This window comes from Prauserella muralis (genome assembly GCF_003202285.1).
Classification (GTDB): domain Bacteria; phylum Actinomycetota; class Actinomycetes; order Mycobacteriales; family Pseudonocardiaceae; genus Prauserella_B; species Prauserella_B muralis.
In genome coordinates this window covers 214,317-227,305 of sequence record NZ_MASW01000001.1, presented here as the reverse complement: position 1 = coordinate 227,305, position 12,989 = coordinate 214,317, and the positions used below count along the sequence as shown (strand labels likewise).

The 12,989-nt window shown below is 72.4% G+C and carries 14 protein-coding genes; 6 read left to right on the top strand and 8 right to left on the bottom strand.

Features of this window, described 5'->3' with window-relative positions; genetic code table 11:
- Nucleotide 1: 1 nt before the first annotated feature.
- Complete coding sequence (gene paaE / locus BAY60_RS01930) at nt 2–1,084, top strand: 1,2-phenylacetyl-CoA epoxidase subunit PaaE (protein WP_112279090.1); 1,083 nt, start codon at nt 2–4, stop codon at nt 1,082–1,084.
- Here the strand turns inward: paaE and BAY60_RS01925 are convergent.
- The 4 genes from BAY60_RS01925 to BAY60_RS01910 all read right to left on the bottom strand — a co-directional run bounded on the left by BAY60_RS01925 (nt 1,072) and on the right by BAY60_RS01910 (nt 4,689).
- Nucleotides 1,072–2,319 (bottom strand): DUF222 domain-containing protein, encoded by a 1,248-nt coding sequence (locus BAY60_RS01925; protein ID WP_245992266.1) that lies wholly within the window; start codon nt 2,317–2,319, stop codon nt 1,072–1,074. The two genes, paaE and BAY60_RS01925, sit on opposite strands and share 13 nt — an antisense overlap.
- Before the next feature lie 549 nt (nt 2,320–2,868).
- Nucleotides 2,869–3,468, bottom strand: a complete 600-nt coding sequence (locus tag BAY60_RS01920; RefSeq protein ID WP_112279089.1) for a TetR/AcrR family transcriptional regulator — start codon at nt 3,466–3,468, stop codon at nt 2,869–2,871.
- Nucleotides 3,449–4,312 (bottom strand): alpha/beta fold hydrolase, encoded by an 864-nt coding sequence (locus BAY60_RS01915; protein WP_112279088.1) that lies wholly within the window; start codon nt 4,310–4,312, stop codon nt 3,449–3,451. The genes BAY60_RS01920 and BAY60_RS01915 overlap by 20 nt, the downstream gene beginning before the upstream one ends.
- 74 nt (nt 4,313–4,386) lie before the next feature.
- The gene (locus BAY60_RS01910) at nt 4,387–4,689 is read right to left on the bottom strand and encodes a hypothetical protein (RefSeq protein ID WP_112279087.1); all 303 of its coding nucleotides are present in this window, start codon (nt 4,687–4,689) and stop codon (nt 4,387–4,389) included.
- A 100-nt stretch (nt 4,690–4,789) separates the two neighbouring features.
- Here BAY60_RS01910 and BAY60_RS01905 point away from each other — a divergent pair, with 100 nt between their 5' ends.
- Together BAY60_RS01905 and BAY60_RS01900 are read left to right on the top strand one after the other, a co-directional pair.
- A complete protein-coding gene (locus BAY60_RS01905; RefSeq protein ID WP_112279086.1) occupies nt 4,790–5,893 on the top strand; it encodes a sensor histidine kinase in 1,104 nt (367 codons plus the stop codon).
- Nucleotides 5,890–6,555, top strand: a complete 666-nt coding sequence (locus BAY60_RS01900) for a response regulator (protein ID WP_112279085.1) — start codon at nt 5,890–5,892, stop codon at nt 6,553–6,555. The genes BAY60_RS01905 and BAY60_RS01900 overlap by 4 nt, the downstream gene beginning before the upstream one ends.
- Here the strand turns inward: BAY60_RS01900 and BAY60_RS01895 are convergent.
- A complete protein-coding gene (locus BAY60_RS01895) occupies nt 6,533–7,810 on the bottom strand; it encodes a hypothetical protein (RefSeq protein WP_112279084.1) in 1,278 nt (425 codons plus the stop codon). The two genes, BAY60_RS01900 and BAY60_RS01895, sit on opposite strands and share 23 nt — an antisense overlap.
- A 104-nt stretch (nt 7,811–7,914) precedes the next feature.
- Here BAY60_RS01895 and BAY60_RS01890 point away from each other — a divergent pair, with 104 nt between their 5' ends.
- Complete coding sequence (locus BAY60_RS01890) at nt 7,915–10,005, top strand: MMPL family transporter (protein WP_112279083.1); 2,091 nt, start codon at nt 7,915–7,917, stop codon at nt 10,003–10,005.
- 21 nt (nt 10,006–10,026) lie between these two features.
- Here the strand turns inward: BAY60_RS01890 and BAY60_RS01885 are convergent, their stop codons facing one another.
- Both BAY60_RS01885 and BAY60_RS01880 read right to left on the bottom strand, forming a co-directional pair.
- On the bottom strand, nt 10,027–10,413 hold the full coding sequence (locus BAY60_RS01885; RefSeq protein ID WP_112279082.1) for a VOC family protein: 387 nt from the start codon (nt 10,411–10,413) through the stop codon (nt 10,027–10,029).
- Nucleotides 10,414–10,489: 76 nt separating this feature from the next.
- The gene (locus BAY60_RS01880) at nt 10,490–10,945 is read right to left on the bottom strand and encodes a MarR family winged helix-turn-helix transcriptional regulator (RefSeq protein ID WP_245992264.1); all 456 of its coding nucleotides are present in this window, start codon (nt 10,943–10,945) and stop codon (nt 10,490–10,492) included.
- Nucleotides 10,946–11,039: 94 nt separating this feature from the next.
- Here BAY60_RS01880 and BAY60_RS01875 point away from each other — a divergent pair, with 94 nt between their 5' ends.
- Together BAY60_RS01875 and BAY60_RS01870 are read left to right on the top strand one after the other, a co-directional pair.
- Nucleotides 11,040–12,008: a ring-cleaving dioxygenase gene (locus BAY60_RS01875; protein ID WP_112279081.1), complete on the top strand. Its 969-nt coding sequence runs from the start codon at nt 11,040–11,042 to the stop codon at nt 12,006–12,008.
- Nucleotides 12,005–12,616, top strand: coding sequence for an alpha/beta hydrolase (locus tag BAY60_RS01870; protein WP_112279080.1), 612 nt, complete (start codon nt 12,005–12,007; stop codon nt 12,614–12,616). Before BAY60_RS01875 ends, BAY60_RS01870 begins: the two co-directional genes overlap by 4 nt.
- A 3-nt stretch (nt 12,617–12,619) precedes the next feature.
- Here BAY60_RS01870 and BAY60_RS01865 read toward each other — a convergent pair whose 3' ends face one another.
- Nucleotides 12,620–12,943: an ArsR/SmtB family transcription factor gene (locus tag BAY60_RS01865; protein WP_112279079.1), complete on the bottom strand. Its 324-nt coding sequence runs from the start codon at nt 12,941–12,943 to the stop codon at nt 12,620–12,622.
- Nucleotides 12,944–12,989 lie beyond the last annotated feature (46 nt).

The window sequence follows — 12,989 nt, the reverse complement described above, 5'->3', positions numbered from 1 at the left end:
CGTGACCGCAGCAGCACCGGCCCGAGCGCGCACGACCTTTCACCAGCTCACGGTTGCCGACGTCACGCGCCTCTGCGACGACGCGGTGGCCGTGACGTTCGACGTGCCGCCGGAGCTGGCCGACGAGTACCGGTTCCGGCCCGGCCAGTCGCTGACGTTGCGCAGGACGATCGACGGCCGCGAGGAGCGCCGCTCGTACTCCATCTGCGCTCCGGCGGGCGCCGCTCCTCGCGTCGGGGTGCGCGAGGTGCCGGACGGCCTGTTCTCCACGTGGCTGGTGCGCGACGTCCGGCCCGGCGACCGCATCGAGGTCGGCACTCCCACCGGCACGTTCACGCCGGACCTCGACGAGCCCGGCCATCACGTGCTCGTCGCGGCGGGCTCGGGCATCACGCCGGTGCTGTCGATCGCGGCGTCGCTGCTGCGGAACCCGGCGACGAAGGTGACGCTGTTCTACGGCAACCGCCGCACCGACACCGTGATGTTCGCCGACGAGCTGGCCGACCTGAAGGACCGCTATCCCGCCCGGTTCGAACTGGTGCACGTGCTGTCTCGCGAGCCGCGCGAGGTGGAGCTGTTCACCGGCAGGCTCGACGCGGAGAAGCTCACCGATCTGCTGCGTCTGCTGCCCCAGCCGGTGCAGGTGGACCACTGGTGGCTGTGCGGGCCGTACGGCATGGTCACCGACGCCCAGGACGTGCTCGCCCGCCACGACGTCCAGCCGCGCCGCGTGCACCAGGAGTTGTTCTTCGTCGACGACGTGCCGCCCGAGCCGGTGCGCCACGCCGAGGCCGTGCTGACCGGCGAGACCAGCGAGATCACGGTCAAGCTCGACGGCCGCCTCACCACCGTGCTCATCTCGCAGGACACCGCCGTGCTCGACGGCGCCCAGCGGGCCCGCCCGGACCTGCCGTTCGCCTGCAAGGGCGGTGTGTGCGGCACGTGCCGTGCGAAGGTGACCGACGGCGAGGTGCACATGCGCCGCAACTTCGCGCTGGAGGCCGACGAGGTGGAGAAGGGCTTCGTGCTGACCTGCCAGTCGCGGCCCCTCACCGAGAAGGTCACCGTCGACTACGACGTCTGAGGCGCTCCCCGGGGCTCGATAATCGGTTCGGGTCGGGTGGTGTGGGTTTTGCCGGCTGGTGTGGTGATGTGTAGTTCGCCGGTGTGCTCGTCGAGGTCGAAGTGCCAGCCGGGTTGGTCTTTGAGGTGGTGGTGGTGGTGGTGTTCGCAGAGGCAGCACAGGTTGCAGGCGGCGGTGCGACCGTTGTGGTGCCATTCGTGGTTGTGGTCGAGGTCGCAGTGCTGGGCGGGCCGGTGGCAGCCTGGGGCGCGGCATTCCCGGTCGCGGACCCGCGCGAAGTCGGCGAGTGCGGCGGGGGGCCGGTAGCGGGTGCGGCCGACGTCGAGCACGGCCCCGGAGGCGGGGTCGGTGGTGACCTTGCGCCACACGCTGCGCGGGTCGGCCATGATCTGCCGCGCCAGCGGGGCCGGGATCGGGCCGTGCCCCGCCAGTTCGCACCCCCGTTCGCTGACCTGCAGCGCGGCGTCGAGGGGCACGTGCACGAACACCTGCGCCGCTGCCCGGCTGCCGGTGGCTTTGCCGAGGATCAGGTCGGCCAGCACGTCGGCCCGCAACTGGTCCAGCGTGCGGGGCTCACCGCTGGTCTTCAGTGACCGGGCGAGGGTGTCGATGCGGGTGTAGCAGGCGGAGCCGGTTTCGGCCGGCAGATACGCCCACAACGAGCTCATCGCGTCGTCCTCGTGGGCCAGCTCTACCCGCCGCTCCCGGCGGCGCCGTGCGGCGCGTTCGGCCGCGCCGTGCGGGTCGACGGCCTGCACTGCGCGTCGGGCGGTGCGCCGGACTCCGGCCGGGTCCTTGCCGGCGACCCGGCCCGCCAGCCGCGCATCCACCTCGCGGGCGTGGGCGTCGGACAGGGGTGCGGTGACCTCGGCGATCTTGCGGGCCTTGACCGCGTCGATCTGTCCGACGTCCATCGCCGCCAGCATCGCCGGCAACCGGGTGCACAGATCCGCCGCCACCGCCACCTGGGTGTGCGCGGCCTGCCGGGACACCCCGAGTTCGGGGGCGATCTCGTCGGCCACCCACCGCGATCCCTGCCGCAGGGTGGCCAGGTGGTGGATGGCGCGGGCCTGCACCGCCTGCGCGCGGCAGATCAGCCGCTGCGCCGAGGTGATCACATCCAGGATCACCCGATCCGACATCTCCGCGATCTCGTCGTCCCGCAACCCGAAAAAGGCGCCGGAATGACAGTCCACGGTGTCCGGATCGATCAGCCAATCAAGAACCCCAGTCACAGTAGCAGTCTACCAACAAGGTTCACGGAATGCACACCCGAAACACTTTCAAAAAGGCGCCAGAAACGGAACGCAACCCGACAACGAAAACCGACTCCTGCCCACCTCCCCAGCCCTCTGTAAACCGGACCACCTGCAAACCGGCGCTCGCAGCGGGATATGCGGTAGGCGCCGCAACGGAACGCAAGCCGAACAGCAAAACCCAGCCACCCCCACACCTCCCCAGCCCTCTGTAAACCGGACCACCTGCAAACCGGCGCTCGCAGCGGGATATGCGGTAGGCGCCGCAGCGGAACGCAAGCCGAACAGCAAACCCAGTCACCCCCACGTCTCCGCAGCCGTCTGTAAACCGGACCACCTGCAAACCGGCCCGCAGCGCGACATGCGGAAGGCGCCACAACGGAACGCAAGCCGAACAGCAAACCCCAGCCACCCCCACACCTCCCCAGCCGTCTTTAAACCGGACCACCCACAAAACCGCACCGAACAACCAGCGCAAAAACAGCACGCAAAAAGAACAAACGAAACGCCACCACCACGATCCGGCCCCTACTGAACGACCAATCCCGACAACAGGGCGACCAGTGCCTGCTGAGCCCGGCCCTTGGCGGCTTCGCTGTCCTCCGCGTGGGCGATCAGCAGGGCCGCCTCACCGCACGCACTGAGCACCAGCTGGGCCAGTTCGGGAACCGGCACCGGGATCAGTTTTCTCGCTGTCGCGGCGGCCTGCAGGGTGTCGGTGATGAGGCCGAGGCCGTACCGGGCCTCGATCTCGCGCCAGGCCTGCCAGCCCAGCACGGCGGGCGCGTCGGTGAGCGCGATGCGCACGACCTCGTCGCGGCGGCAGACGTCGAGGAACCGGTCGAGCGCGGCGAGGCCGCCGGTCCAGGGGTCGTCGGCCGTCTCCGTGACGGCGACGATCTCGGCCATGATCTCGGCCTCGAGCTGCTCGACGACGGCCCGGAACAGGCCCTGCTTGTCGTCGAAGTGGTGGTAGAGCGCGCCCCGGGTGACGCCGGCGGCGTGCACGATGTCGTCGGCGGGCACGGCGGCGTATCCGTGCTGGGCGAACAGGGCGCGGGCGGTCTGGATGAGCGTCGCCCGCGTGGTGCGGGAGCGTTCGGCCTGGCTACGTCGTGGCGTGGGCACGCAGGAATTCCACCAGCAGGCCGGTGAGCTGCTGCGGCTGGTCCTCGGGAACGAACGTGTAGGAGTCGGCGATGGTGCGCAGGTGCGCGTTGGGCAGGGTGGTGGCGAGCCGGTGCGCGAGCGACATCGGGAAGTGCTTGTCCTCGGGTGCCCAGGCCAGCAGCACCGGCTGCGGGAAGCCGCGCAGCCGCTCGGCGGCGGCGAGCGTGTGGCGGCGGTGCACGCCCACCAAGAACCGGCGGAGGTCGTGGCGGATGGCGGGGTCGCGCCTGCACCGCAGCAGGTAGGCGTCCAGGATGTCGTCGCGGATCGGGTGTTTCGCGACCCAGCCCAGCCCGGTGGCGCGCAGGAGCCGCCGCGCGCGGAGCGCCTGGGTCATCACCCGGTCGGCGCCCGGGATGCGGGCCAGTCGCGGCAGGGCGGCGAAGGCGGGCGGGAAGAAGCGCTCGAAGGAGTCGGACGGCGTGAGCACGACTCGTCCGAGCCGCTCGGGATGGTTCGCCATCAGGATCTGGCTGAGCGCGCCGCCGGTGTCGTTGGCGACGACGGTGACGTCGGTGAGGTCCAGCACGTCGAGGAAGCGCGCGATGAGTGCGGCGACGCCGGGCGGGCTGAGGTCCGCGTGGGGCACGGGGATCTCGTGCGAGCCCAGCGGCCAGTCCGGCACAAGGCATCGGTACCCGGCGTCGGCGACGGCGGGCGCGACCTTCCGCCACAGCAGGCCGTTGACCAGCAACCCGTGGACGAACACCACGGGCGGACCTTCGCCGAGGTCCCGGTACCGGATCCGGGCGCTGCCCAGGTCCGCCTCGTGAACGGAACCCATCCCGTCGATGCCTGGCATGCCGACCTCCCGCGCTGGACTGCCTCAAACATACATGCACCATGTATGTTCTTCCAATGCGCAGGTGGTGCGGACTACGAGTTGGTGCGCAACACCCGCTCCGAACCGGCCATCCAGGCGGCGAACGCGAGGTACCCGGCTTCGAAGGCCAGCAGGTCGGCGCCCCAGTCGTCGCCGCCGTTGCGCCGGGAACGCCGGAGCAACAGCGCCCCGGCAGCGAGGTTGAGCCCCGCCCATACCGCGTTGGTCGCGGGCCCGGATTCGCGGCCGGCCAGTGGAGTCAGATGCCGCCGCCCGGTGATCGCCGTGGCCAGGTGGGGAGCGCTGTTGGCGGTCAGCAGGCCCGCCGCGAAGGACTGAACGCGAGATCTTCTCATGTGGCGATGCTAGGGGCACCGTGGACCGCACCCGGGCGAGCACGCCCCTCAGGGGAAGTCCCGGATGCGGGAACCGGTCGACGTCTGTCACTGTGCTGCCATGGCTGGTCTGTCGGTCGGGCTGTCGACCCGCGTCCGCGACGTGCTGCTCGCGCTTTCGGTCGCGGTCGGCGTGGCGGGCGTGACGCTGTTGCAGGCGAGGCTGGGCGACACCCCCGGCTCGTTCAGTGTGTGGTCCTGGGCGTTGCTGCTCGGCGTGCCCGCCACGCTCGTCGTGCGCCGCCGGTTCCCGGCCGCGGTCGCGGTGGCCACGCTGGCCGGCTCCGCCCTGTACTACACGCTCGTCGGCCCGGACGGCCCGATCGTCGTGGCGTTCGTGGTCGCCCTGTACTCCCTGGCCGCCATCCGGCCGCTCGCCGTCGCCGTGGTGATCGGCGCCGTCGCGCTCGCGGCCACCGCCTACGGGGAGGCCATCAGCCCCCGGCCCCACCTGGACACTCCGGGCCTGCTGCTGCTCGGCGGCTGGATCGTCGCCAGCGTGGCGCTCGGCAGGGCCCGCCGCGCGCACGTCGCCTACCTGCGCGAGGCGGAGGAGCGCGCGGCCACCGAGGAGCGCCTGCGCATCGCCAGGGAACTGCACGACGTGCTCGGGCACAACCTCAGCCTCATCAACGTGCAGGCGAGCGCCGCGCTGCACCGGCTCGACGCCGATCCCGGGCAGGCCGGGCGCGCGCTCACGGTGGTGAAGGAGGCGAGCCGCGACACCCTGCGCGAGCTGCGTGGCACGCTCGGCGTCCTGCGGCGCGACGAGGCGGCCCGTCCTCCGGGGCTGGCGCACCTCGACCGGCTCATCGAGCAGGCACGTGCCACCGGGCTCACCGTCGTTACCGAGGTGGACGGCGAGCCCCCACGGCTCGCGCCGGACACCGACCTGGCCGCCTACCGCCTGGTGCAGGAGGCGCTGACGAACGTCCGCAAGCACGCCGGCGCGAGCACCGCCACCGTCCGCATCCGCTACACACGCCGCGAGCTGCGGGTGGAGGTCACCGACGACGGCGCGGGCGGTGGACCGATGCCCGCGGGCAACGGCATCAAGGGGATGAGCGAGCGCGTGCGCGCGCTCGGCGGCGACCTCAGCGCGGGCAGCAGCGCCGACGGCGGGTTCCGCGTGAGTGCCCGCCTGCCTCAGGGAGCCGCGACATGATCGGCATCGTGCTCGCCGACGACCAGCACCTCGTGCGCGCGGGCTTCAAGTCCATCCTGGACGGTGAGGACGACTTCACGGTGGTCGGCGAGGCCGCCGACGGCGAGGCCGCCGTCACGCTCGCCCGGCAGCACCGGCCGGACGTGGTCCTCATGGACATCCAGATGCCCGGCGTCGACGGTCTGGAAGCCACCCGCCGCATCGCGGCCGACGAGCGGCTCGCCGGGGTGAAGGTCGTCATCCTCACCACCTACGACGTGGACGAGTACGTGTACGGCGCGCTGCGGTCCGGGGCCAGCGGGTTCCTGGTCAAGGACACCGAGCCCGCCGAGCTGATCCACGCGGTGCGGGTGGTGTCGCGGGGCGATGCGCTGCTGGCGCCGTCGGTGACGCGCAGGCTCATCGCGGAGTTCGCGGGCCGGGTGGCGCCACCGTCGCCGAGCCCGGTGCTGAACTCGCTCACCGAGCGGGAGCGCGAGGTGCTGATGCTGGTGGCAGGCGGCCTGTCCAACGACGAGATCGCGCAGCGCCTCGTGCTGTCGCCCGCCACGGCCAAGACGCACGTCAGCCGCATCATGACCAAGCTGCACGCCCGCGATCGGGCCCAGCTGGTGGTGCTGGCCTACGAGTCGGCGATGGTCACGCCAGGCTGGCTCGGCTGACGGTGCCGATCCGGCGCGCCGCGGTGGCCGACACGCCCCGCGCTGTCACCGCCACGTCGGCCAGCAGACCCGCCACCAGAGCGAGGGCGGCGGCCGCCACGCCTGGCAGCCCGCTCAGCCCAAGGCAGGAGACGGCGCCACCCAGCACCGCGACGTGCGCCGCGCTCGCGGGAACGAGCCATCCGGTCGCGCCCGCGGCCATGAGCACACCGTGCAGGTGCGCCCTCAGCACCCACAGCGCGGGCACCGCGAGCAGCACGGGAGCCCAGCTCAGTCCCAGGGTCGCCGCGTCGGCCGGTACCGCCTCGACACCTCGCAGGTAGCCGTCGGCCGCGCCGGTGCCGAGCACCGCCGCGAAGGCGGCCGTGAATCCGGCCGCCAGCCACCAGGCCACCCGGCGAGGCGAGCGCGACCGCGGGGTCTCCCGCAGCGCGGTCGCGCTCACCGCCTCCCAGTCGCTGACCGGTGACGCGAAGAGCATCAGCAGTTCGTACAGCGCGGGCCACACCACGAGTGACAGGGCGGCGTACGGCGCGTGCGCGATGCCCGCTGTGGTGAGCAGCAGCGGCAGCATCGCCAGCAGGCGGTTCGACGACAGGTGCGCGTGCCGCCGCAGCAGCGAACGCGCCCGGGCCGAGCCGGACGGCACGGCGAAGGGCCGCGCCGCGACGGCGAGCATCGCCGCCTCCACCACGGCGCCCACTGACAGCGCCAGCCCGCCGACGAGCGTTCCGTGCTCGGGCCACCACGCGATCCCGGCGAAGGCGAACGCGCCGCTGGCCGCGATGCGCACCAGGGTCGCACGCAGGATCGGCCGCGTCCGGCCCGTGTGGATGCAGCGGCCGTGCAGGTACCGCCGCAGCGCCACACCCAGGCTGTTGGGGACCAGGCCCAGCAGCCCGCCGCGCACCTGGGCGAGCAGCCCGGCGTCGAGCCCGAACGCCGCGCCCAGCAGGTTCGCCGCGGCCGGGGTGAGCGCCAGCGCACCCAGCAGCAGGGTGCCCACCGCGCCGACGCCCGCGGTGTAGGCGAGCAGCGTGGCGGCGCGGTGCCGATCGTGTTCGGTCGCGACGAGCGGGGCGAGCGCGAGCGCCGGCGTGTTCACCACGACGAGCAGCGCGAGGCAGATGCCCATCGCCGCGAGGCCACGGGCACCACTGTCCGAACGGGCGACCGCGGCGTACACCAGGGGCACCTCCACCACGAGCATGGAGGCGCCGAAGGCCGTCGGCAGCCACGTGGAGAGCAGGGACAACTCCCGGCCTACGGGATCGCCCCGAGGGGACAACCGGTGTAGCACGGCAAGTGGGTACCCGCGCGGGACGCCAGGACTCCCGCCGCTGCCACACGCTGCGTGCCATGAACACACGCACGCTCAACCCCAGCCGCCTGCAGCGGCTGGCCGCGTGGTCGCAGCGCCGCCGCTGGCTCGCACTCGGGGTGTGGGTCCTGCTGCTGGCGACGATCACGGTCACCTCGCAGGCGCTGGGCGCCGACTACCACGACGATCACGCGCTGCCCGGCACCGAGTCGCAGCGCGTCGCCGACACCTTCGCCGAGCGGGCACCCGCCCGTGCGGGCGAGACGGTCCAGCTCGTGGTCGCCGCCGACCAGGGCGTCACCGCCGTGCGCGACCGGGTCGCCGGCCTGCTCGACGAGGTTCGCGCGCTGCCGCACGTGCAGGCCGTGCAGAGCCCGTACGAGTCGCGTGCGGCGATCTCGCGGGACGGCACGATCGCCTACGCCACGGTCCAGCTCGATCCGGGCGCGCCCGCCGAGGACGTGCGCACGCTCATCGACACCGCCGAGCAGGCCGAGGGCGGCGGGGTACGTGTCGCGCTCGGTGGAGCTGCGATCCGGGAGGCCGAAGAGGGCGGCGGTGGCGCCGCCGAGGGCGCGGGCATGCTCGCCGCACTGGTGATCCTCGTGTTCATGTTCGGTTCGCTGCTCGCGGCGGCCGTTCCCATCGTCACGGCCGTCTTCGCCGTGGGCAGCACCATCGGGGCCATCGCGCTCGTCTCGCACCTGCTGGACATGCCGTCGTACGCGCCGCCGCTGATGATGCTCGTCGGCCTCGGCGTCGGTATCGACTACGCGCTGCTGATCTTCTCCCGCTTCCGCGGCGAGCTGCTCGGCGGCGCCGACCGCGACGCGGCCGCGCGCCGCGCGCTCGACACCGCGGGCCGCTCGGTGCTGTTCGCGGGCTGCACGGTGATCATCGCGCTGCTCGGGCTGCTGGCGCTGGGCCTCGGCTCGCTGCGCGGGGTCGCCTTCGCGGTGGCGCTGACCGTGCTCGTCACGATGGCCGCCTCGATCACCCTGCTGCCCGCACTGCTGTCGGTGTTCGGAGGGTGGATCGAGCGCGCGGTGCGGCGCAGGGCGCGGCGCCGGGAGCAGGGTGCCGCGTGGCGGCGCCTCGCCGCCGGGGTGCAGCGCCGCCCGCTGGCGCCGCTCGTGCTGTCGGTCGCCGCGCTCGGCGTTCTGTCGCTGCCCGCGCTCGATCTGCGGCTCGGCTTCGCCGACGCGGGCACCGAGTCGCGCGAGGCGACGAGCCGCCAGGCGTACGACCTGCTTGCCGAGGGCTTCGGGCCCGGGTTCAACGGGCCGCTGATCGTACTGTCCGGAGGGGACACCGGACCGCTCCAGCGCACCCTGGAGCAGACGCGGGGCGTGGCGAGCGCGACGCCGCCCCAGCCGCTCGGCGGTGGCGTCTCCACGACGCTCGTGTATCCGGACACGGCGCCGCAGTCGGAGCAGACGCACGAGCTGCTCGACCGGCTGCGCGCCGACGTGCTGCCCGGTCTCGCCGAGCGCACGGGCTCGACGTACCTGGTGGGTGGCTCGGTGGCCGCGGCCGACGACTTCGCCGCCGCCGTCGGTGACCGGCTGCCGCTGTTCATCCTCGTCGTGGTCGGCCTGTCGGCGTTGCTGCTGGCGCTGGTGTTCCGCTCGGTGCTCATCCCGGTCAAGGCCGCGGTGCTGAACCTGCTCAGCATCGGTGCCAGCCTCGGCGTGGTGACGCTGGTGTTCGGGGAGGGGTTGTTCGGCGCGCTGCCGGGGCCGATCGAGGCGTTCGTGCCCGTCATGATCTTCGCGATCGTGTTCGGGCTGTCCATGGACTACGAGGTGTTTCTCCTCTCGCGGATGCGCGAGGAGTGGCGCCGCACCGGCGACGCGGTGCACGCGGTGCGGGAGGGGCTGGCCGCCACGGGCGGGGTCATCACGGCGGCCGCGGCGATCATGATCGTCGTGTTCGGCGCGTTCGTGCTCAGCCCCGACCGGATGTTGCAGCAGTTCGGCCTCGGGCTTGCCGTGGCGGTGCTGCTGGACGCGTTCGTCATCCGCTGCCTCATCGTGCCCGCGGTGATGCGCCTGCTCGGTGCCCGCGCGTGGTGGCTGCCCCGCGCCGTCGACCGCAGGCTGCCCGAGGTGGCGCTCGAACGCACGTGAGGCCGGGCGCCCGCCCGGTGGTCAGCGTGTGACGGCCTGGTGCAGGCAGAGCACGTTGCCCTCGGTGTCGTGGAACCACGCGGCGAGCTCGTCGCCCAGGTTGGCGATGTGGTCGACGGTCCGCAGCTCGTCGCTGTCGAAATCGGAGAACCGCACGCCCCGGCTCTCCAGGTCGGCGATCTCGGCGGCGAGGTCGGGCACCTCGAAGCTCAGCGCGGTGTGCTCGCTCTGCGCCCCCGGCGGCATGGGGCGCAGGGCGAGCATGTCGCCCCCGCCCGTGGCGAAGTGCACCGAACCGTCGGAACCGGTGCCGGTGCGCTTGAGCCCGAGCGACTCCGCGTAGAACTGGCTGGCCCGGTCCACATCGGTCACCGGAAGCAAGGTCGTGATGGTGGCTGTGGTGAGCATGGCGGCCTCCTCATCGCTCGCCGCTCATGCTGCGCTCGCGTCGCGGCGGTCACAACGGATCGCCGCGCCGGGTTTTTCACCCCGCGCTGTTGACCTCGCGCAGCGTCCGCATGGCTTCGGCGAGTGACTCCGCGGCCTCGGGGCCGAGCGGGCTCAGCACGGTCTCGCGCAGGATGTCGGCGCAGGCCTTGCGGGCCTGCTCGGCCACGTCGCGGCCGTGGTCGGTGAGGCAGGCGAACGTGACGCGCCGGTCCTCGGGGCTCGGCAGCCTGCGGATCAGGCCCGCCGCGACGAGGCGGTCGGCGACCTTGGTGAATCCGCCGCTGGACAGCGCCGCCTCGTTGGCCAGGCGCGTCATCGGCATGCGGTGCTCCGGCGAGCGGACCAGCCTGAGCAGGATGTCGAACGACGCGGGTGCGAGGCCGAAGCGCTCGGCGATCTCGCCCATCAGCCGGTCCTGCGTGGCCACGTAGCCCTCGATCACCAGGCCCCACCAGGTGACGATGGCGTCGTCGTCGGGTTCGGTCGGCACCGGACGAGTGTAGCGCAATATCTCTCCGGAATATATCTTGCGCGCGAGAGGTTTCGGGGTTACGTTCGGATACAACCGGCCCAAGGAGGCAGCCATGCCGTTCCAGACCAGCGGACTCCACCACGTCACCGCCATCGGCGGCGATCCGCAGCGCAACGCCGACTTCTACCTGCGCACGCTGGGGCTGCGGCTGGTGAAGACCACCGTCAACTTCGACGACCCCGGCACCTACCACCTCTACTACGGCGACGAGTCCGGCAAACCCGGCACGCTGCTCACGTTCTTCCCGTGGCGGGACGCCCCGAGCGGCCGGATCGGCACCGGGCAGGCCACCACGACGTCGTTCTCCGTGCCGGAGCACTCGCTCGGCTGGTGGAAGCAGCACCTGGAGATCTCCGGCGTCGAGGTGAGCCAGGTGACCAGCAGGGACGACGAGGAGACCCTGACCTTCCGCGACCCGGACGGGCTGCAGCTGGCGCTCGTGGCGCACCCGCAGGGCGACCCGCGCGACCCGTGGGACACGCCACTCGTGCCCGGCGAGCACGCCATCCGCGGGCTGCACTCGGTGACGCTGTCGGTGTCGCGCGAGGACGCCACCGCGGGCATGCTCACCGAAGGCCTCGGCCTGTCGTTCAGCAGCCAGGACAGCAACCGGTTCCGCTTCAGCGCAGGCGAGGGCGGACCGGGCGCGATGGTGGACGTGCTCGTGACGCCGGACGCGCCGAAGGGTCTCGTCGCCGCAGGCACCGTGCACCACGTGGCCTGGCGCGCACCCGACGAGGCCACGCAGGCCGCCTGGCGCGAGGAGCTGACAGGCCGCGGCGTCGGCGTCACGTCGATCATGGACCGCCAGTACTTCCGGTCGATCTACTTCCGCGAGCCGGGCGGCACGCTGCTGGAGATCGCCACCGACCAGCCCGGCTTCTCGATCGACGAGCCGCTGCTGGAGCTGGGCAGGGCGCTCAAGCTGCCGCCGTGGCTGGAGCCGAACCGTGAGCAGATCCAGGCCGCACTGCCCGCGCTCGACCTGCCCGCCGAGAACAACCCGGTGACCACCCGATGAGCGCGCTGACGCTGGACCACCGGTACGTGGAGGGGGCCGACGACGCGCCGGTGCTGTTGCTGCTGCACGGCACCGGCGGCAGCCCCGCCGACATTCTGCTGCTCGGCAAGGAACTCAGCCCCGAGTCACCGATGATCGCCCCGGCGGGGCCGGTGTCGGAGCACGGCGCGGCGCGCTGGTTCCGGCGGCTCGCGGAGGGCGTCTTCGACACCGAGGACGTCCTGGCCAGGGCGGGTCAGCTCGCCGAGTTCATCGTCGCCGCGCGCGAGCGGTACGGGCTCGCCGGGCGCAGGCTCGTCGCGGCGGGCTTCTCCAACGGCGCCAACATCGCGGCCGCGGTGGCACTGCTGCGGCCGGACGTGCTCACCGAGGCGGCGCTGTTCTCGACCATGCTGGCTGTGCCCGACCCTCCGGAGCACGACCTCAGCGGCACCCGGATCTTCCTGTCCAACGGCCGCCACGACCCGATGGCCCCACTCGCCTCCAGCACGCGGCTCGTGCAGCTGCTGCGGCAGCGCTCGGCCGAGGTCACCGAGGACTGGCACGACGGAGGCCATCAGATCACCGCCGACGGTCTCGCGGCGGCGAGGGCCTGGCTCACGCGCTGACCGTCAGCCCTGCGGCAGCTGCTCGCCCTGGAACAACGCCTCGGTGAGCAGCCGCCGCACGTGCTCGTCGGCGGCCGTGTAGTAGATGAACGTCCCCTCGCGGCGGCCGTGCACCAGTCCGGCAAGGCGCAGCTTCGCCAGGTGCTGGCTGACCGCCGTCGGCGCGGCGCCGACCAGCTCGGCGAGGCAGGCCACGGACGTCTCGCCCTGCAGCAGCGCCCAGAGGATCTTCACCCGCGTCGGGTCGGCCAGCAGCCGGAACTGCTCGGCCGCCACCTGCACCTGCTCGTCGTCGGGCATGTGGAAGTCCGGCAGGGACGTGTGCATGTCCCGAGTGTAAGCGGGCCCGCTACTTGCGTATCTGCGTGAGTGC